Raw genomic sequence first — 17,800 nt, forward strand, 5'->3', positions numbered from 1 at the left:
TCGGAACTCCTCTTTCACGGGCTTTCGACAAATAAGTTGGTATCAACATTTATTGTCGATGTCAAAGCCGCGCCTCATCGGGCGCTGCGGTGTCGATCGTGGCAGGGAGGCAGAGGCGCGGGCGCAGCCTTTCGGCCGCGCCCGGCGGAACGCTTATTCCGGCAGGATGCGCACGGCGCCCTTGTCGGCGCTGGCGGCGAAGGCGGCATAGGCCTTCAGCGCCGTCGTGACGTTGCGCCTGCGGGGGGCGGCCGGCTTCCAGCCGAGCCTGTCCTGCTCGGCGCGGCGGACGGCGAGTTCCTCTTGCGAAACCGCAAGGTTGATCGTGCGATTGGGGATGTCGATCTCGATGAGGTCGCCCTGGCGCACGAGGCCGATGGCGCCGCCCTGCGCCGCTTCCGGCGAGGCGTGGCCGATGGAAAGGCCCGAGGTGCCGCCGGAGAAGCGGCCGTCGGTGATGAGCGCGCAGGCCTTGCCGAGGCCCTTCGACTTCAGGTAGCTCGTCGGATAGAGCATTTCCTGCATGCCCGGGCCACCCTTCGGGCCTTCGTAGCGGATGACGACGACGTCGCCGGCCTTCACCTCGCCGCCGAGGATGCCCTTGACGGCCGCGTCCTGGCTTTCGAAGACGACGGCGGGGCCGGAGAACTTCAGGATCGATTCATCGACGCCGGCCGTCTTCACGATGCAGCCGTCCAGCGCGATGTTGCCGGAGAGGACGGCAAGGCCGCCGTCCTTGGAGAAGGGATGCTCGACGGAGCGGATGACGCCCTTTTCGCCGTCGGTGTCGAGCTCGTCCCAGCGCGCTTCCTGGCTGAAGGCGACCTGGGTCGGGATACCGCCCGGCGCTGCGCGGAAGAAGGTGCGCACGGTCTCGCTGCTCGTGCGGGTGATGTCCCAGCGGTCGATGGCGTCGCCCAGCGTCTCGGCGTGCACGGTCGGCGTGTCGCGGTGGAGAAGGCCGCCACGGTCGAGCTCGCCGAGGATGCGCATGATGCCGCCGGCGCGGTGCACGTCTTCCATGTGCACGTCCTGCTTAGCGGGCGCGACCTTGGAGAGGCACGGCACCCTGCGCGACAGCTGGTCGATGTCGTCGAGGTCGAAATCGATGCCGCCTTCATAGGCGGCGGCGAGAATGTGCAGGACCGTATTGGTCGAGCCTCCCATGGCGATGTCGAGCGACATGGCGTTCTCGAAGGCCTTCTTGTTGGCGACCGAGCGCGGCAGGATGCTTTCGTCGTTCTGCTCGTAGTAGCGGCGGGCGAGATCGACGATCAGGTGGCCGGCCTCGACGAAGAGGCGCTTGCGGTCGGCATGGGTTGCCAGCGTCGAGCCGTTGCCGGGCAGCGACAGGCCGAGGGCTTCGGTCAGACAGTTCATCGAGTTGGCCGTGAACATGCCGGAGCAGGAGCCGCAAGTCGGGCAGGCGGAGCGCTCGATGGCCTTGACGTCGTCGTCGGAGATGCTGTCGTCGGCGGCGGCGACCATGGCGTCGACGAGGTCTAGCGCGTGGGTCTTGCCGTGGAGAACGACCTTGCCGGCCTCCATCGGGCCGCCGGAGACGAAGACGGCGGGGATGTTGAGGCGCATGGCGGCATTCAGCATGCCGGGGGTGATCTTGTCGCAGTTGGAGATGCAGACCATGGCGTCGGCGCAATGGGCGTTGACCATGTATTCGACCGAGTCGGCGATGATCTCGCGGCTCGGCAGCGAATAGAGCATGCCGTCATGGCCCATGGCGATGCCGTCGTCGACGGCGATCGTGTTGAATTCCTTGGCGACGCCGCCCGCAGCCTCGATCTCGCGCGCGACGAGCTGGCCGAGGTCCTTGAGGTGCACGTGGCCGGGGACGAACTGGGTGAAGGAATTCACCACCGCGATAATCGGCTTTCCGAAATCCGAGTCCTTCATGCCGGTCGCGCGCCAGAGGCCGCGGGCACCGGCCATGTTGCGGCCGTGGGTGGTGGTTCGGGAGCGATATGCGGGCATGGTCAATTCCTCGAGATGGACGCGGCTTGCATATGGGCCCTGAAGGGCCGGATTGCGAGCCTCAGCAAGGTTCCCTAACGCAAAACGCCCCCCGCGTCACGAAAGGAATGGAGATTTTTTGGCGGCGCGGCGCAATTTCCTTGCCGGTCCGGACGGGCAGACATGACCGTTGTCGGCACAGTGCATTCGTGCCATGGTCCGCGCCATGAACGGCATGGCACAGGTTTTGGCGGAAGAGGCGGAGGCGGGGTTCGACAAGAGCCCGCTCTACCTGCGCATCCGCGACGTGCTGGCGGAGGCCATCGCCTCCGGGCGGTTGCCGCGGGGCGCGCTTTTGCTGGAAGGGCCGGTCGCCGGTCTCTTCGCCTCGACGCGAACGCCGGTTCGCCAGGCCTTCGCTCTCCTGGAGGAGGCCGGGGCGATCCGGCGCTTCGACGGGCGCGGCTTCCTCGTGGGGCAGGGGCGGAGCGGGCCGAAGCGCGTGGCGCTGACGGCGGAGATGCTCGGCCTCGGCGAGGAGGCGCCGGCCCTGCGCAAGGCGCCGGGCTGGGAGGCGATCTACGAGAGCCTTGAGCGGGAGATGGTGCATCTTTCCGTCTTCGGCCGCCACCGGATCAACGAGGTGGAACTGGCGCGCGCCCGCGGCGTCGGCCGGCAGGTGGCGCGCGATGCGCTGACCCGGCTGGAAGCGCTCGGCATCGTCGAGAAGGACGAGCGCATGCGCTGGACGCTGGTGCCGCTCGACGAGCAGCGCATGCGCGACCTGCACGATATCCGCGTCTCGCTGGAGCCGCTGGCGCTGGTGCGCGCCGCGCCCTTCCTGCCGCCCGCCGGGCGCAGGGCGATGACGGAGCGGCTGGAGGAGGCGCTGGCGGTTTATCCGGACCTTTCCGTCGAGGCGATGGACGATCTCGAGACGGATCTCCACATCACCTGCCTCGGCTACTGCCCGAACCGGGAGCTGCTGATCGCCCTGCGCCGCGCCCGTTTCATGCTGAATGTCAGCAAGCACATCATCGGCGTCTCGCACCGAATGCCCGCCGACGAGCCCTTCATCGCCGAGCATCTGGCGGTGTTCCGGGCGCTCGACGTCGACGACGGCGCGCGGGCGGCCGAGACGCTGCGCCATCATATCGTCATGTCCCTGCCCAAGGTCATCGGACGTGTCGCGGAACTGCGCGCCGCGCACCGGCCGGACATGCCGGCCTATGCCATGCCCATCGCGCGCTGAGGAGGTTGCCATGAAGGTCAGGCGTATCGTCGCCAATATCGAGACAGCCGATCCGGCCGCCGTCGCGGGCTTCTACCGGGAGGTGCTCGGGCTGGACCTCCTGATGGATCACGGCTGGATCGCCACCTATGGCACCGATGGCACCATGCCCTTGCAGGTGAGCTTCGCCACCGAGGGCGGTTCGGGAACGCCGGTGCCCGGCCTCTCCATCGAGGTGGACGATCTGGAGGCGGTTCATGCGGCCGTCGTGAAGGGCGGCTATCCGATCGAATACGGGCCGGCGGACGAGCCATGGGGCGTGCGGCGCTTCTTCGTGCGCGATCCGGCCGGCACGCTGGTCAACATCCTCATGCACACGGGCTGATCAGGTGATCGCGCCGACCTGCCAGGGCACGAATTCGTTGTCGCCGTAATCGAAGGCCTCGCTCGCCGTCTTGCGGCCGGAGGCGGTCTCGATGACGAATTCGAAGATGCGGCGGCCGGCCTCCTCGATGGTCTCGGTGCCGTCGACGATGGTGCCGCAGTTGATGTCCATGTCCTCCCGGATGTGCTCGTACATGGGGGTGTTGGTGGCGATCTTGATGCAGGGCGCGGGTTTGTAGCCGGAGACGGAGCCGCGGCCCGTGGTGAAGGCGACGAGGTTGCAGCCGCCGGCGATCTGGCCGGTCACGGCAGCCGGGTCGTAGCCGGGCGTGTCCATGAAGACGAAGCCCGGCTCCGTCACCTCTTCGGCATATTCGTAGACGGCGTTGAGCGGCATGGAGCCGCCCTTGGCGACCGCGCCGAGCGACTTTTCGAGGATGGTCGTCAGCCCCCCGGCCTTGTTGCCGTGCGAGGGGTTGTTGTTGAGTTCGGCATCGTTCTTCGCCGTATAGTCCCGCCACCAGTCGATGCGCGACAGCAGCTTCTCCGCGACCTCCGGCCGGGCGGCCCTGCGGGTGAGGAGATGTTCGGCGCCGTAGATCTCCGGCGTTTCGGAAAGCACGGTCGTCGCGCCTTCCTTCACCAGAAGGTCGGAGGCGATGCCGAGGGCGGGGTTGGCGGAGATGCCGGAATAGCCGTCCGAGCCGCCGCATTCGAGCGCCAGCTTGATGCCGGAAAGCGGCAGCACGGTGCGGCGGATGCGGCCGACATCCGGCAGCATGTCGTCGATCATCTCGCAGGCCGCCTCGATGGCCCTGCGCGTGCCGCCGTGGTTCTGGATCATCATGGTGCGGAAGGTCCTGCCTTCCTCCAGCCCCGCCTCCTCGACGAGCGGGCCATACTGGAAGGTCTCGCAGCCGAGGCCGACCATCAGGATGCCACCGAAATTGGGGTTGCGGGCATAGCCCTTGAAGGTGCGGGTGAGGATGCGCCCGCCCTCGGATTTCAGGTTCAGCGCGCAGCCGCCGCCATAGGTCAGCGCCACCACGCCGTCGATATTGTCGTGGCCCGTCTCGCGGAACCGGCGGGCATAGTGCTCCGCAATGTAGCGCGAGACGGTGGCGGAACAGTTCACCGTCGAAAGGATGCCGATATAGTTCCGTGTGCCGATGCGTCCGTTGCCGCGGTCATAGCCCTCGAAGGTGCGGCGCTCGGCTTCGGGCACCATGACGGGCGGGGCGTTGTCGACGCAGAATTCATGCTTCAGCGCGACGTCGAGGATGGCGAGGTTCTGCAGGTGCACATGCTCGCCGGGGCGGATCGCCCGCGTCGCGTAGCCGATGATCTGGCCGTATTTCAGGACCGGCGCGCCTTCCGCGATGGGCGCGATGGCGACCTTGTGGCCGCGCGGAATGCGCTCGGCGGCGGCAATGCCGTTCACCAGCGTCCGGCCCGCATCGACATTGGCGGGAACCACGCCGACATTGTCTTTCGGGTTGAGGACGAGCACGGCGGGCAGATCGGCAAGCATGGCGGCTCCTGCGATGGGGACCGGCGCATTATGCACTTTGTCGGCATAAGTCAATATTGCGAATTATGTTCGCCTGGAAATGCAAGGCCGTGGTGTCCGCCCTTGATATGTCATATAATTGAAAATTATTTGTATGATGAATTATCCGGGTGGTGGAACTGGCGTGGCGGACAGGGCGAAAAGGCAGGCACACCGGTCGTTGTCGCGCCGCCCGCGCGTGCGCCACAACGTGACGGCCGCCATCGGCGCCGACATCTGCGGCGGGCGTTTTCCGCCAGGAACGGCCCTGCCGCGCGAAAGCGACCTGTGCGAGACCTATGATGTCAGCCGCACGGTCATCCGCGAATCGCTGAAGGTGCTGGAGACCAAGGGGCTCGTGCGCGGCCGCCCGCGCGTCGGCACGCTCGTCTCGGACCGCTCCGAGTGGAACGTCCTCGACGCGCAGATCCTCGAATGGATGGGCCCGGACGTGTTTTCGGCGGAGCTGCTCGGCTCGATCCTCGAGGCGCGGCGCACCGTCGAGCCCGCGGCTGCCTTTCTCGCCGCCGCGCGCGCCACGACACAGGAGATCGCGGACCTCGAGCGCGCCTGCGACGAGATGCACGCGGCGCAGGGCGACCTGGAGGCCTTCACCGCCGCGGACACCCGCTTCCACGAGACGCTTCTGAGGGCGAGCCACAACAAGGTCTTCCACCAGCTTTCCTCCATCATCCATGCCGCGCTCTCCCATGCGCTGCATGCCTCCAACAGCGCCTCGCCGCGGCGCGAGGAGGCGCTGGGCGTGCACCGGGAACTCGTCGATGCGCTGCGCCTGCGCGACGGGGCGCGTGCGGAAGCCTGCTCGCGCAGCATCCTGGATCTTGCCGCGCGCGACCTTTCCGGCCTGATGAACAGGACCGGCGGCACCTGACGAATTGCGCGGGGCGACCGGGCATGACCTCACGAGGGAAGCAAACTCCATGAAGATCACGAAGCTGACGACCTATATCGTGCCGCCGCGGTGGCTGTTCCTGAAGGTGGAGACGGACGAGGGGATCGTCGGCTGGGGCGAGCCGGTGGTGGAAGGACGCGCGCTGACCGTGGAGGCGGCGGTGCACGAGCTTTCCGACTATCTCATCGGCAAGGACCCGCTGCTGATCGAGGATCACTGGCAGGTCATGTATCGCGGCGGCTTCTATCGGGGCGGCGCCGTGCACATGTCGGCGCTCGCCGGCATCGACCAGGCGCTCTGGGACATCAAGGGCAAGGCCTATGGCCAGCCGATCCATGCCCTGCTCGGCGGGCAGGTGCGCGACAGGATCAAGGTCTATTCGTGGATCGGCGGCGACCGGCCGTCCGATGTCGCCAACAATGCCCGCGAGGTCGTCGCCCGCGGCTTCAAGGCGATCAAGCTCAACGGCTGCGAGGAAATGCAGATCGTCGACAGCTGGGAGAAGGTGGAGAAGGCGGTGGAGACCATCGCCATCATCCGCGAGGCCATCGGCCCGCATATCGGCATCGGCGTCGATTTCCACGGCCGCGTGCACCGGCCAATGGCCAAGGTGCTGGCGAAGGAACTCCAGCCCTACAACCTGATGTTCATCGAGGAACCGGTGCTTTCGGAGAACCGCGAGGCGCTGAAGGAGATCGCCAACCATTGCTCGACGCCCATCGCGCTCGGGGAGCGGCTGTTCTCGCGCTGGGACTTCAAGTCGGTCCTTTCGGACGGCTATGTCGACATCCTCCAGCCGGACCTGTCGCATGCCGGCGGCATCACGGAATGCCGCAAGATCGCGGCGATGGCGGAAGCCTATGACGTGGCGCTGGCGCCGCATTGCCCGCTGGGGCCGATTGCGCTCGCCGCCTGCCTGCAGGTGGACGCCGTTTCCCACAATGCCTTCATCCAGGAGCAGAGCCTCGGCATCCATTACAACAAGGGCAACGACATCCTCGACTACATCTCCAACAAGGAGGTGTTCCACTATGCGGACGGTTTCGTGTCGATCCCGCAGGGGCCGGGGCTCGGCGTCGCGGTGGACGAGGCCTATGTCATCGAGCGGGCCAGGGAAGGCCATCGCTGGCGCAATCCCGTCTGGCGCCACGAGGACGGCAGCGTCGCCGAGTGGTGAAACCCTTTCGGCCAGGCCCGGATTCGTGCCGGGCTTTTCGGCTTGCGCCCCGGTGGACGGAATCACCGCAAGCCCCTATGTGATAGGGGCACGTCACAAAGGAGAGGACCATGCGCCCCATCACGGGTTTCATCGTTGCCGCGCTCGCGGTTCTGGCGCTTGCCGGTTGCAGCACCACGGCGGCCGACAACACGACCTATGCCCGCCCGGCGGAAACCGGCGGCGTTCGCGTTCCGCTGAACTGATCGATCGGCCCTGCCGAAAGAAAAGCCGGCCCGTGCGAACGGGCCGGCTTTCTGTTTTTCGGGCGCTGCCTTCTAGAGCATTTCCGCTTTTCTTCGAATCGCGAAAACGCTCTATCCTTTTGTTTCTACGCAATTCCGGACGCAAAACCGCTGCGCACTTTTACTGGAATTGCTCTAGTGACTGTCGGCGAGGCGCGCGGCGTCGATCGCGGCGGACTGCTCGAAGCGGATGCCGTTGAAGAAGGCGTTCAGGATAACGGCCGCGATGGAGGCGAGCACGATGCCCGATTCGATGATCGGGTGGATCGCGTGCGGCATCCACATCAGGTAGTTCGGCGCCAGCAGCGGGATGAGGCCGAAGCCGACCGAGACGGCGACCACGAAGAGGTTGTTGCGCGAGGTCTTGAAGTCGACCGTGGCAAGGATGCGCACGCCCGTTGCCGCGACCATGCCGAACATCACGAGGCCAGCGCCGCCGAGGACGAAGGTCGGCACCGCCTCCACCAGCGCACCCATCTTCGGGATGAGGCCGAGCACGATCATGATGATGCCGGCCGCCACGCAGACATAACGGCTCTTGACGCCCGTCACCCCGACGAGGCCGACATTCTGCGAGAAGCTCGTATAGGGGAAGGTGTTGAAGAGGCCGCCGATCATTGTGCCGATGCCGTCGACGCGAAGGCCGGCCGTCAGGTTCTGCTGCGAGATGGTCTTGCCGGTGATCTCGCCGAGGGCGAGGAACATGCCGGTCGATTCGATCATCACCACGATCATCACGAGCGTCATCGTGGCGATGAGGACCGGGTCGAAGATCGGCATGCCGAAGCGCAGCGGCGTGACGACGGCGAACCAGCCGGCGTCCGCCACGCGGTCGAAATGCATCATGCCGAGCACGGCCGCGGCGATGCAGCCGATGACGACGCCGCTCAGGACGGCGATGTTGCTGATGAGGCCGCGGCCGAAGCGGGCGATGACCAGGATGGAGATGAGCACCAGGGCGGAAAGGGCGATATGGGCCGGTTCCGCATAGAAGGGATTGGAGACGGTCGGCGCGAGAGCGAGGCCGTCCGGAACGGCCGGTCCGCCGGTCCCGGCCAGCGTCTTCATCTGCGCCAGCCATTCGGCATGGGCGGGGTCGATCACCTTGGGCGCGGTGGGGCCGAAGGGATTGCCGAAGGTCCAGTTGATCCCCACGCGCATCAGCGACACGCCGATGACGAGGATGATCGTGCCGGTCACGACCGGCGGGAAGAAGCGCAGGAGCCGGCCCATGATCGGGGCGAGCAGGAATGCGACGAAGCCCGCGCCGATGATGGCGCCGAAGATCATGCGCGCCCCTTCGGCGCCCGGCGTCATGGTCGCCATCGAGACCATCGGCCCGACGGAGGCGAAGGTGACGCCCATCATCACGGGCAGTCGGATGCCGACATGGCGGCTGACGCCGAGCGACTGGATGATGGTGACGAGGCCGCAGACGAAGAGGTCTGCGGAAATCAGGAAGGCGACGTCCTGCGGGCTGAGCTGCAGGGCGCGGCCGACGATGAGCGGAACCGCGACGGCGCCGCCATACATGACGAGTACGTGCTGGATGCCCAGCGTCGCAAGCCTGCCTGCGGGCAGCCTTTCGTCCACCGGGTGTATGCTGGATGCGTCGCTCATGGATCCTCCTCCCATCACATCGACCGTCCGAAAGCCCGTCCTCCAACGGGGAGCGCCATCTTTGGGAGCGAGGCGGGAGGCCGCAAGCATAGCCAGGCGATAAACACTTTCCGGTTTTCCGGGGTAATCGTGCGAGGGGGATGGTATGCCGCGTCCCGCCCGCTTGGGCAATTGCGATGGCATTACACCGGCTTGGCGCCGATCTGCGGCGCGCTGCGCGGCATGAACCGACCGGCAGTTGACAGCAAAACACCCGGCGCCGTCAACTCTTTCCTGCAAGGCATATGTGTATTTCCGCGCAGCGCCCGAAAGGGCGCAAGGAAGGCCCGGGGCTGCGCGGAAATACCCCTTGCCGGGCACGTTCGAAGCCCGAAAGCAAAAGGCCTTCCGGTTTCCCGAAAGGCCTCTGGAATTCGAATGGTGGGCGTGACAGGGATTGAACCTGTGACCCCTACGATGTCAACGCAAATGTCAGGAGCCGGAATCGCGGCAGAACGGCGGTTTTCAAGGCAGTTCGCAGCAGAACGTATAGCGAACTATGCGCGAACATGGCAGGTTCTTCCTGCAAGTTGCCTGCAAGTTTGCGGGCGGTCAAGGGCTGCTTAGGCGCTGGATCAGCCATTCAAGGAAACTGTTGCCGATCCACATCAGGAAGCCACCGAGCAGTGTCCACCCCGCGATGATGATGGCGAGGACCGTCTTCGACTTGTCCCTGATAGATCCGAAGTCGCGGGCGAGCGGCTCGATGTCCTTGATCACCTGCTCGGAGTCCTTGAGGCGATCCTCTATGTTGTCGACAACGTTCCCCAGTTCGTCGAGGCGATCATAGACCCGCCGGCGGCTCTCGGATGACCTCTGATCCTGCGCCTCTATGAGACGGGTTAGGTTCTTCACGTCCGACTGCAGGGAACCGATCGCCTTATAAATTTCGTTCAAACTTGTCGGCACAATGCGCCCCTCTCTATGAAAGCAGGACGATCACGGCGAAGGTCGCCGCGATCACCACCCACATCCCCCAGAATTCCAGCCTCAACGTCCTTGCGCCTCGATCGCGCCGATGCCGTCAACAAGGGCGCGATGTCGCCGGCCGCACTCGCCCAGCGCCGAACGATCTGCCCCCCAAAGGCGCGCGACTTCCGCCGATGACAGATCCCGTTCGGGCAAGTCCGTCACGCCCGCGCAGGATTCTTTGAGTGTCGACGGAATGCGCGCCAGTTCCGGCCGGTCAGCGACCGATCGCGTCAAGCTGCCGGGACAGCCCGCGAGGAATGGCAGGGCGGCACACAGGGCCAGCATGGTTGTCGGTTTCCGCATCATCGGTCTCCATCTGTGCGATTGCTGCCTCGAGATCGGCGATCAGCACGGCGTCGCGCTGTCGACCCTTGAGGTAGTCCTGTTCGATCTCGTCGATTCGCAACTGCGCCTTGCGACGCTCGGCGTCCATCTGCTCGCGCAGATCGCGCGTCGCCTTTTCCCATGCGACACGTTCGATAGCCTGGCCCTCACGGAAGCCGGCATGGTGCCGGTAGCCTCCCCATGCCCAGACGCCGGCGGCGGCGAGGGCGAGCATCGCCGCCCAGACGCCGAGGGTCGAGATTCCGGTGAGGCGAGCGATGGTGGTGATCATCCCGGCCTCCCTTCGTCGTCGGCTGGAGGGGCAATGTCGGCCGGCCAACCTTCGGGGGCGCCCGGCCGGTCGCGATAGGCATCGCGGCCGAGGGTCTTCATCACGTTCTTGTCATCCCACGCCGCGCCGAAGACATAGGAGCCGATCACCGAAATGGCCGTGCCGAAAAGGCCGTAGGCGATCGTCTCGTGAAGGCGGCTGTCGGCCTGCCCATAAATCATCAGATAGACGATGCAGCCCGCGCAAAAGCCGAGGGCAGCGATGACGATCCGGCGGCGGACTTTCCAAGAGGGACGCATTTCAAGCCTCATCAAAGGGTTTCAGGGGAACGGCTCGGCCGGCGAGCGCGTGCGTGCAGTCGCCGAGGAACTCGATCTGTCCGTCGCGCACGAAGGAGTGGCAGACGGTCGGCTCCGGCTTGATTGTTTCGCCGGCCATGATGCGACGGTGCTCGTCGTCCGTGATGGCGCGCGAGCCGCGCACGAGGATCGACGGCGTGAATGTCGGCCGCTCATAGTTGCCGTCAAAGCCCCAGCGCGGCCCCGGCCCCGTGCCGACCTGCACCTGATGCGCGCCATCGCAGCCAGGGCACCAGAACATCAGCCGTCCGCCCTCTATCGTTCGGAGAACGCCACGGGCCGCCATTATCGCGTTCCCGCCGCGGTGCCATCCGAATAGGACCGGCCCGTGAACGCCGGGAAAACCCGGATCGGATAGACCTCCGGCCAGCGGAAGGCGATGAACTTGTCGAGCGGAAACCATGTGAGGTTGACGCTGTCGCTCTGGTTTCCACCGAGCAGGAGAACGAGCCTGCGGGCCGCGTCATAGGCTGCCACGAAGCCGACATGACCCGAGGTGGCGCTCCACCGGATCACGCCGATCGACCCGACCTTGGGGCCACCTGCGTCAATGCCGAAATCCTTCCATCCCTGCGCCCAGAACGGATTGTTCGGCACCACGGCGCCGGGCAGCGTCTTGACGATGCAGGTCTCGACGAAATCGCCACACCACGGAAGTTTCGCCGGATCGCCGAGATACTTCCCGAGTTTCAGGAAGGTCGCCAAAACCGCATTGTCGCGACGCTCGTGCAGGTCTATGCGCCGCCTGGCCTCCGCCATCCACGGGGGAAGGGTTTCGGCTGGCGGTTCCGTCGCGGCCACCTTGGACTGCCCCGGCTCGGCACGAAGCGCCGCAACGGTGGCGGCATCGGCGACGCCGGTCTGCCGGATCTTCTTCTGGCGTTGGAACGCGATCAGGGCGCGGGTCGTTTCCCCGCCGATTGCGCCATCCACGGCGATCTTGTGACCGTGCGCGACAAGGCGGCTCTGAAGCCAGGCTTCAAAGGACATGACATCTCCTTCCCCCGACAGGTGCCGGGCGGCTCATGGTTTCGGTTGTGGGCGAGATGGTGCCGCCCTAGTCGGCGGCGGTCTCGGTCAGTTTTCGTCCGTCCGTCCGTAACGACGGGTCGACGCCCATTCGGCGGGCGTTGCCGGCGTGCCGGCCGGCGCATCCTTCGCGACGTTATCCTTCGAAACGGCGGAGCCTGTTTCGCCAGCGGCACCGTCGCCGCCGGCACCATCGCTCTTCTTTTTCGCGGACGAGCCGTCATAGAGCTTCGCGCTGATCTGGGTGCGATAGCCTTCGGACTTGCGATAGGTGTGGGTGGCGGTATCTATAATGAAGGGAACCCCATCAAAACCGGGCCGGACCCCTTCGAACATCAGCGGAGCGCCGGCGACGATCGCGGTATCGCCGACCACCGTCACGGACGCCGCCCCTTCACCCCGCTTCAGTTCCTTGGCTTTCGCCTGGGCCGCCTTGTCCGCCTCGGCGACATCGGCGAAAGGCTCGGGGATACGGTAGACGCTGTCCCCATCCGCGTCCGCGTCCGCCTCGATCTCAACGCGCTCGGCCCTTCCCTTGTCCTGATGATACGAAACGACCTTCTTGTATTTCGTGCGGTCGTTTGCCTCGAAGCTACATGAGCCCTGAATGATGACGCCGGGATGCACAACGACCGAACCGAGAAAACGGCCGCTCGCTGCATTGCCAGACCCGCGCTTGGAGAAGACGAGGCGACCGTCCCGAACCTTGAAGAGCGCATTGTGGCGCTCAGCGAGACGCCGCAGGACATGGACGTTGCTCTCGTCCTGCTGGCCAAACCATTCGTATTCATGGTCGCCAATTTCCTCGTCGACAGAAGCGGAGAGGCCACTGTCCGCGGCAACATCGCCGACGATGTCCTTGACCTTCTTGCGGTCCCAGTGGCGCTCCTGCTTTTCCTTCATCTTGCCGGATCGCATATCGCGTGCCTTCCCGGAGATCGACATGGAGTAGGGAAGACAATTCACCTTCACCTTATCGACGACGAATAGCCCGAGGCTTCGGGCGCCGCCGTAGCCGATGCGGATGTCAACGATCGCGCCCTTGCGCGGAATAGCGAGGAAAGATGGCGGCCCGTCGTTCAGATCCATCTGGAAGGTGTCGGAGGCAAAGCCCTCCTTGTCGGTGACCGAAACGGACACCAGCCTTTCGTAGAATCCGCCGGCAACGGGCGCGCCATCGACAACGATCTCGACTTTCGGATGCATGGCGGCGTTCCTACGTCCAGAGGCTGACGAGTGGTCGCGCCGCCGGCGAGGGAGGGGCATCCGGCATCAGTATCCGCGTGCCCATCGGCAGGACGGCATCGCTCGCGGCGAGAGCCGGGTTGGCGGCAAGCACCAACTCCGTGACATCGGCTGTGCGGCCATAATGGCGATAGCAGGCAAGGTCGATCGTCTCGCCCTGTTTCGTGATGTAGGTCGTCGGCATCGGCACCTCAGCGGAACAGATCGATGATGCGCGTGAGCGAGGACGCGGCGCTGCCGGCTCCGCTGTAGCGCTTCAGGTTGATGGAATAGGCATTGCGCATCGGCGTGCCGCGCGCGGTGTGGAAGGAGCGATCCTCGTCGACAGACTGGACGGTGAACATGCCATGGATGATGCCGGCCGCCTCGCTGCCGGACACGAGCATCATCGGCACGCCGGCGCTCGCGGCAGCGGCGATGCCGTCGAGCGATTCCTGTCCGCCGAGTTCGACGGGAAATAATACCCCTTTGATGATGACTTCATCGGACGTCGGCCCCGTCCATTGCTGCTGATTGAAATCTTGAGCAACAGCGACGTCGGCCCATGGTGTCTGCAGCCGGCGCTGGACACCATCATAGCCAAATCCAAGGGCCTCAAATCCAAAGGAACCCAACATCATTGCGACAGGTCCGGACACAATCAATCCTCTTCTACGTGCACTTGCCCGCAGGCGTATTCACGCCTAGCCTGTGATGGGAGGGCAATACATGGGATGGTTTCTATTACTGATAGCGGTGGCATTCCTCGCTGCGCTGCTCATGCAGAAGAAGGAACGTCGATCTGATCTTCCATCAAATGAGCATCGTGCCTATGGAGCAAAACGCACCGACTACAGCCGCCTGACAATTGATACCTCTGTCTCAACTCCCCAGCGAACCAGAAGCATAGGATCGATGAGTGACGTTAGCATCGAAAGCACCCTCAGAACGCGTCAGGTGACCGTGCGCCAGTATCGCTCCCAGCAAAAAAGGATCAGCAAGCAGACCGAGGCCGCCTCGAAACAATGGAAATTCGATCCCGCCCTTCAGTTGGAGGCGATGAAAGTCCGCACTGACATTCGTCCGATGATTACCGCTCTCCAGCAAATGGAGGACGACGTCCTTCTTGCCTCCGACAAGATCGTCAACAAGCTTGCGGCCTTGATCGACGAACTTGAAGATATCGACGGCTATTTGGAGGAGGCGGTCGACATCCTCGACGATATAAGGGCGCACCCGGAAGAGTGATGACAAGGGAGTGGCAATGATGAAGGAAGTTATGAATGGGTTGTGGGGACTATTTGTACTAAGCTGTCTGGCTGTATTTATGGGATGGATGGATATCCCCAAGCCGATAATAGCCCTAATCGACAAGATTAATGGTGACGACGAGAGCGTGTTCGCAGATGTGGTGAAATACGCACCGGGAAATCAGTTACGCTTCCTTCGTGTGGTCAACGACGCCATGAAAGCTTACCATGATGCCCCTAACGAGATGGCAAAGGGATCTCTCCGACCGAAGAGAAAATTGGCCATTTGTGACCTCAATACTAAAAGTACTGATGGAGATTGGACCGGACTGATTGAAAAATTGTCCACAAACAATGATGGAGAAGGAGTACTAGCAATCAAGATTGCTCCCCATATCGTTGTGAAAACTTGGAACAACAGCCTATCGGATATCGGCAGGGACACCCTCCTTCAGCCCGATAGCCCCGTCTACGCCGCTGCAATAACCCTGCGAGAGGGGGATATGGTGAAGTTCACTGGCACGTTTTTTCCGGACGACATCGATTGCATAGATGAGGCAAGCCTTACGATCGATGGATCGATGACAGCCCCGGAATTCATCATCAAGTTTGCATCCCTGAGTAAATTTTAGAGATGATATTAATCAGTATCCGCTGCCTCGACGGCATCTTTCACCTTTTGCCCCATCTGAGAAATTGCCGCATCTGCAGCGGCCTCTGGAGACGCAATTCCGTTTATTACAATCGAGGCATTAACTGTTACATGCGGCTTTTCTTTATTTGTTACGCGAACATCTTGAATGCCGCGTGATGGCTGCATGATCTGTGAGATCGTATTTGCATCGAGTGCAACGGGTCTGCTTCCCTCTACTGGGCCTGCACCAAGTCCAACTCGATGTCTGCCTCCCTCAAAGGCCACGCCGCCGAAACGGTTCTGCTCTGCCTGCAAACGTGCTGGCAATTCCGGGTCATCCTTTATGGCGCTAGCCATCGCATCATGAGGAACTGAATCCAGCGCTTTGTAACCTGTCAGAAGGGCAAGCAGCGATGGATTCCGAGCAAGAAAGCTCGCGGAGCTTTTGCCGGCGGCGATGAGCGCCGGCAGAATTCCACCTCTGGCGGCGGCACCTGCGGCGGCGGCACCTGCCGCACCCGCTGCGGCGCCAGCAGATCCGCCGGCAGATGCCAGTCCTCCCATACCTAAGATGCCACCGATTTTTCCAACGGTCTTCAAGAGACCAATGGCAGTTGTAATGCCCGTCAAAAAAGCAATAGCGCGCGCTAGCTTCATGATCGCCCCAGCGGCAATAGAGAAGCCAATAGCTGCCAGCATCAGCTTGAAACCATGACCGGCCATTTCCCCGAAGAACTGCGCTATCGGATTGTCGCGGATCGCATCCGACAATTCCCGGACTGAAGCGCCCCATTCCTTCGCCTGCATGAAGATGCGGCCGATCTTGTCCGCTGCGCCGTCTCCGTCCACCTTACCGAACAGCAGGTCGCCGAGATCCTCGACCATCTCGCGGACGCTGCTGTCATAGCCGAGGCCGTTCATGAAGCCTTGAACGCTGGCCGACATCTGATCGAAGATCGACGCGCGCTCACCCAGGGTATCGAGCACATAGCCGATCCCCGCAACGCCCTCCTTGATGGTCGGAAGCCACTCCTTCCCCATCCCCTCGAAGACATAGGCGAACTTGTTGCCGAGGATTTGCAGGGCGTTTTCAACCGTGCTCGCGCGCGCCACGTATTCCTTGAACGCCGAGCCGGCATATTTCGTCCGGTCGCCAACGCTCCCGAGCGCCTGGTCGAGCAACTGGATGTTGCCGACCAGCGGCGCGAAAGCCTTCGCCTCGTCGCCGAAGAAATCGGACAGAAGGGAGATATGCCGGTCCTTCGGTGCCTTGGCGATGGCCGTGAGCACCTTTTTCATGGTGCCTTTCGCGTCCTTCTGCATATCCTTGGCGATGGTCGGCAGATGCAGGCCGAGCGCCTTGGCGGCGTCCTTCTGGCTTTTCTTTGCGGAACTGCCACGCGTCAGGGCCTTCACCACGTTCTGCATGGCCGTGCCGGCGACTTCCGCCTCGGCGCCGGCGGCGATCATCGCGCTGCCGATGGCGGCGATCTCTTCCTTCGCAAAGCCCCCCATCTCGGCAAGTGCGCCGACGCGCAGCATATAGGCGGTGATGTCCTTGGCCTTGGATGCCATGTTGTTCGACAAATGGTTGATGACATCGGCCATGTCGCCGGTCTCGGCCACCGTCAGCCCAAGTTGCGTCTTCAGCTTGGCAAGGCTCTCGCCGGCATCGCCGGCCGACATGTCGAAGGCGATGCCGACGCGGCCCGCCATCTCGGCGAAAGCCTTGAGGTCCGTCGTCGCCACGCCGGATTCGCCCGCCGCGGCATAGAGGGCGGCGATGTCCGTCGCGGTCAACGGGATCTGGCGCGACAGTTCCTTGATCGAGCGCTCCATGTTCTGGAACTGCTCATCCGTGGCGTCGACCACCTTGCGGACATCGGCGAAGGCAGATTCGAACTTGATCGCCGCGCCGACCGTTCGCCCCATGCCTTCGCGAACGCCGAGATAGGCGCCCCCGAAGGCGATGGCCTGCCCCATGATGCCACGCAACGGCGCGGCAAATGCCGTCTGCTGACGGTTGAAGCCGTCGAGCACGCCCATGATGCGCCGGGCACGGCCCGACACCTCGTCGAGCAGCGTCAGCTTGAGAACAGATTGAAGGACACTCATGCGGTTTTCCCGAGCAGTTTGCGCACTTCCATTGCCTTGTCGAAGTACGCGAGCGTTTTCTCAGGGGGCCAGCGCTCGATGACGTCGGGCGCCGGCCCCGTGATGGCGGCGATCAGGCAGACGATCAGTCGCCAGTCGTGTCTTCCGGCGAGCCGTACAGCTCCCCCAGCATGTGCCCGACCTCCTTCATGATGCGGCTGAATTCACGGGCCTTGATCTTGCGAAAGGCCGGCAGGGGCATGTCGCACATGGACGCGAGCACGACCGCCGTGCGGGAAATCTGCCCCTCGTATGTCTCGGCCGCCATCAGGTCGCCGGTCACGGCCTCGCGGAAGGTAAGCGTGGTGTAGGTCTTGCCGGCATGTTCCACCGGCGACGCCAACGTGATCGTGTGCATCGTGTTTCCTTCAGGGAATGTTGGGATGGGTGATGGGCG

20 protein-coding genes are annotated in these 17,800 nt (G+C 63.7%); 7 read left to right on the plus strand and 13 right to left on the minus strand.

Translation table 11 applies throughout. The features are described from left to right. Nucleotides 1-153: 153 nt before the first annotated feature. Nucleotides 154-1,989 (minus strand): dihydroxy-acid dehydratase, encoded by a 1,836-nt coding sequence (ilvD, locus tag L0976_RS05055; RefSeq protein ID WP_203316087.1) that lies wholly within the window; start codon nt 1,987-1,989, stop codon nt 154-156. A 214-nt stretch (nt 1,990-2,203) separates the two neighbouring features. On the opposite strand from ilvD, the gene L0976_RS05060 reads away from it, so the two are divergent. Continuing rightward, a complete protein-coding gene (locus L0976_RS05060; RefSeq protein ID WP_234186390.1) occupies nt 2,204-3,220 on the plus strand; it encodes a GntR family transcriptional regulator in 1,017 nt (338 codons plus the stop codon). A gap of 10 nt (nt 3,221-3,230) precedes the next feature. Beyond that, on the plus strand, nt 3,231-3,584 hold the full coding sequence (locus L0976_RS05065; RefSeq protein WP_234186391.1) for a VOC family protein: 354 nt from the start codon (nt 3,231-3,233) through the stop codon (nt 3,582-3,584). Here L0976_RS05065 and L0976_RS05070 read toward each other — a convergent pair whose 3' ends face one another. Then, complete coding sequence (locus tag L0976_RS05070) at nt 3,585-5,114, minus strand: UxaA family hydrolase (RefSeq protein WP_234186392.1); 1,530 nt, start codon at nt 5,112-5,114, stop codon at nt 3,585-3,587. Between the two features lie 163 nt (nt 5,115-5,277). On the opposite strand from L0976_RS05070, the gene L0976_RS05075 reads away from it, so the two are divergent. The 3 genes from L0976_RS05075 to L0976_RS05085 all read left to right on the plus strand — a co-directional run bounded on the left by L0976_RS05075 (nt 5,278) and on the right by L0976_RS05085 (nt 7,467). Beyond that, nucleotides 5,278-6,024: a FadR/GntR family transcriptional regulator gene (locus L0976_RS05075; protein WP_234186393.1), complete on the plus strand. Its 747-nt coding sequence runs from the start codon at nt 5,278-5,280 to the stop codon at nt 6,022-6,024. 49 nt (nt 6,025-6,073) lie between these two features. Beyond that, nucleotides 6,074-7,222, plus strand: a complete 1,149-nt coding sequence (gene dgoD, locus L0976_RS05080; RefSeq protein WP_234186394.1) for a galactonate dehydratase — start codon at nt 6,074-6,076, stop codon at nt 7,220-7,222. Between the two features lie 110 nt (nt 7,223-7,332). Continuing rightward, nucleotides 7,333-7,467, plus strand: a complete 135-nt coding sequence (locus L0976_RS05085) for a lipoprotein (protein ID WP_162911367.1) — start codon at nt 7,333-7,335, stop codon at nt 7,465-7,467. 174 nt (nt 7,468-7,641) lie between these two features. Here the strand turns inward: L0976_RS05085 and L0976_RS05090 are convergent, their stop codons facing one another. The 9 genes from L0976_RS05090 to L0976_RS05130 all read right to left on the minus strand — a co-directional run bounded on the left by L0976_RS05090 (nt 7,642) and on the right by L0976_RS05130 (nt 14,006). After that, nucleotides 7,642-9,126, minus strand: a complete 1,485-nt coding sequence (locus L0976_RS05090; protein ID WP_203316082.1) for a nucleobase:cation symporter-2 family protein — start codon at nt 9,124-9,126, stop codon at nt 7,642-7,644. Nucleotides 9,127-9,717: 591 nt separating this feature from the next. After that, entirely contained in the window at nt 9,718-10,020 is a 303-nt protein-coding gene (locus L0976_RS05095) for a hypothetical protein (protein WP_234186395.1), read from the minus strand. 331 nt (nt 10,021-10,351) lie between these two features. Then, nucleotides 10,352-10,753 carry a hypothetical protein gene (locus L0976_RS05100; protein WP_234186396.1) on the minus strand — a complete coding sequence of 134 codons (402 nt, stop codon included), beginning with the start codon at nt 10,751-10,753 and terminating at the stop codon, nt 10,352-10,354. Next, entirely contained in the window at nt 10,750-11,052 is a 303-nt protein-coding gene (locus tag L0976_RS05105; protein ID WP_234186397.1) for a hypothetical protein, read from the minus strand. Before L0976_RS05105 ends, L0976_RS05100 begins: the two co-directional genes overlap by 4 nt. Before the next feature lies 1 nt (nt 11,053). Further along, complete coding sequence (locus L0976_RS05110) at nt 11,054-11,398, minus strand: DUF6527 family protein (protein WP_234186398.1); 345 nt, start codon at nt 11,396-11,398, stop codon at nt 11,054-11,056. Further along, nucleotides 11,398-12,102: a TIGR02594 family protein gene (locus L0976_RS05115; protein ID WP_234186399.1), complete on the minus strand. Its 705-nt coding sequence runs from the start codon at nt 12,100-12,102 to the stop codon at nt 11,398-11,400. The genes L0976_RS05110 and L0976_RS05115 overlap by 1 nt, the downstream gene beginning before the upstream one ends. A gap of 87 nt (nt 12,103-12,189) precedes the next feature. Beyond that, nucleotides 12,190-13,347, minus strand: a complete 1,158-nt coding sequence (locus tag L0976_RS05120; RefSeq protein WP_234186400.1) for a phage late control D family protein — start codon at nt 13,345-13,347, stop codon at nt 12,190-12,192. Between the two features lie 10 nt (nt 13,348-13,357). Then, nucleotides 13,358-13,570, minus strand: coding sequence for a tail protein X (locus L0976_RS05125; protein ID WP_234186401.1), 213 nt, complete (start codon nt 13,568-13,570; stop codon nt 13,358-13,360). Between the two features lie 7 nt (nt 13,571-13,577). Next, on the minus strand, nt 13,578-14,006 hold the full coding sequence (locus tag L0976_RS05130) for a phage tail protein (RefSeq protein ID WP_234186402.1): 429 nt from the start codon (nt 14,004-14,006) through the stop codon (nt 13,578-13,580). A gap of 88 nt (nt 14,007-14,094) precedes the next feature. On the opposite strand from L0976_RS05130, the gene L0976_RS05135 reads away from it, so the two are divergent. Both L0976_RS05135 and L0976_RS05140 read left to right on the plus strand, forming a co-directional pair. Continuing rightward, a complete protein-coding gene (locus tag L0976_RS05135) occupies nt 14,095-14,613 on the plus strand; it encodes a hypothetical protein (protein ID WP_234186403.1) in 519 nt (172 codons plus the stop codon). Between the two features lie 16 nt (nt 14,614-14,629). Next, nucleotides 14,630-15,247: a hypothetical protein gene (locus L0976_RS05140; RefSeq protein WP_234186404.1), complete on the plus strand. Its 618-nt coding sequence runs from the start codon at nt 14,630-14,632 to the stop codon at nt 15,245-15,247. An 8-nt stretch (nt 15,248-15,255) separates the two neighbouring features. Here L0976_RS05140 and L0976_RS05145 read toward each other — a convergent pair whose 3' ends face one another. Further along, the gene (locus L0976_RS05145; protein ID WP_234186405.1) at nt 15,256-17,364 is read right to left on the minus strand and encodes a phage tail tape measure protein; all 2,109 of its coding nucleotides are present in this window, start codon (nt 17,362-17,364) and stop codon (nt 15,256-15,258) included. Between the two features lie 124 nt (nt 17,365-17,488). Next, nucleotides 17,489-17,761: a phage tail assembly protein gene (locus L0976_RS05150; RefSeq protein WP_234186406.1), complete on the minus strand. Its 273-nt coding sequence runs from the start codon at nt 17,759-17,761 to the stop codon at nt 17,489-17,491. Nucleotides 17,762-17,800: the final 39 nt, after the last annotated feature.

Origin of the sequence: Shinella sp. NM-101 (assembly GCF_021401195.1) — a bacterium.
Lineage (GTDB): Bacteria > Pseudomonadota > Alphaproteobacteria > Rhizobiales > Rhizobiaceae > Shinella.

Excerpts from the sequence above, each read along its gene's own strand:
- ilvD (WP_203316087.1), bottom strand. The coding sequence starts at position 1,989 with ATGCCCGCATATCGCTCCCGAACCACCACCCACGGCCGCAACATGGCC.
- L0976_RS05060 (WP_234186390.1), top strand. The coding sequence starts at position 2,204 with ATGGCACAGGTTTTGGCGGAAGAGGCGGAGGCGGGGTTCGACAAGAGC.
- L0976_RS05065 (WP_234186391.1), top strand. The coding sequence starts at position 3,231 with ATGAAGGTCAGGCGTATCGTCGCCAATATCGAGACAGCCGATCCGGCC.
- L0976_RS05070 (WP_234186392.1), bottom strand. The coding sequence starts at position 5,114 with ATGCTTGCCGATCTGCCCGCCGTGCTCGTCCTCAACCCGAAAGACAAT.
- dgoD (WP_234186394.1), top strand. The coding sequence starts at position 6,074 with ATGAAGATCACGAAGCTGACGACCTATATCGTGCCGCCGCGGTGGCTG.
- L0976_RS05085 (WP_162911367.1), top strand. The coding sequence starts at position 7,333 with ATGCGCCCCATCACGGGTTTCATCGTTGCCGCGCTCGCGGTTCTGGCG.
- L0976_RS05090 (WP_203316082.1), bottom strand. The coding sequence starts at position 9,126 with ATGAGCGACGCATCCAGCATACACCCGGTGGACGAAAGGCTGCCCGCA.
- L0976_RS05100 (WP_234186396.1), bottom strand. The coding sequence starts at position 10,753 with ATGATCACCACCATCGCTCGCCTCACCGGAATCTCGACCCTCGGCGTC.
- L0976_RS05105 (WP_234186397.1), bottom strand. The coding sequence starts at position 11,052 with ATGCGTCCCTCTTGGAAAGTCCGCCGCCGGATCGTCATCGCTGCCCTC.
- L0976_RS05110 (WP_234186398.1), bottom strand. The coding sequence starts at position 11,398 with ATGGCGGCCCGTGGCGTTCTCCGAACGATAGAGGGCGGACGGCTGATG.
- L0976_RS05115 (WP_234186399.1), bottom strand. The coding sequence starts at position 12,102 with ATGTCCTTTGAAGCCTGGCTTCAGAGCCGCCTTGTCGCGCACGGTCAC.
- L0976_RS05120 (WP_234186400.1), bottom strand. The coding sequence starts at position 13,347 with ATGCATCCGAAAGTCGAGATCGTTGTCGATGGCGCGCCCGTTGCCGGC.
- L0976_RS05125 (WP_234186401.1), bottom strand. The coding sequence starts at position 13,570 with ATGCCGACGACCTACATCACGAAACAGGGCGAGACGATCGACCTTGCC.
- L0976_RS05130 (WP_234186402.1), bottom strand. The coding sequence starts at position 14,006 with ATGATGTTGGGTTCCTTTGGATTTGAGGCCCTTGGATTTGGCTATGAT.
- L0976_RS05135 (WP_234186403.1), top strand. The coding sequence starts at position 14,095 with ATGGGATGGTTTCTATTACTGATAGCGGTGGCATTCCTCGCTGCGCTG.
- L0976_RS05140 (WP_234186404.1), top strand. The coding sequence starts at position 14,630 with ATGATGAAGGAAGTTATGAATGGGTTGTGGGGACTATTTGTACTAAGC.
- L0976_RS05145 (WP_234186405.1), bottom strand. The coding sequence starts at position 17,364 with ATGAGTGTCCTTCAATCTGTTCTCAAGCTGACGCTGCTCGACGAGGTG.
- L0976_RS05150 (WP_234186406.1), bottom strand. The coding sequence starts at position 17,761 with ATGCACACGATCACGTTGGCGTCGCCGGTGGAACATGCCGGCAAGACC.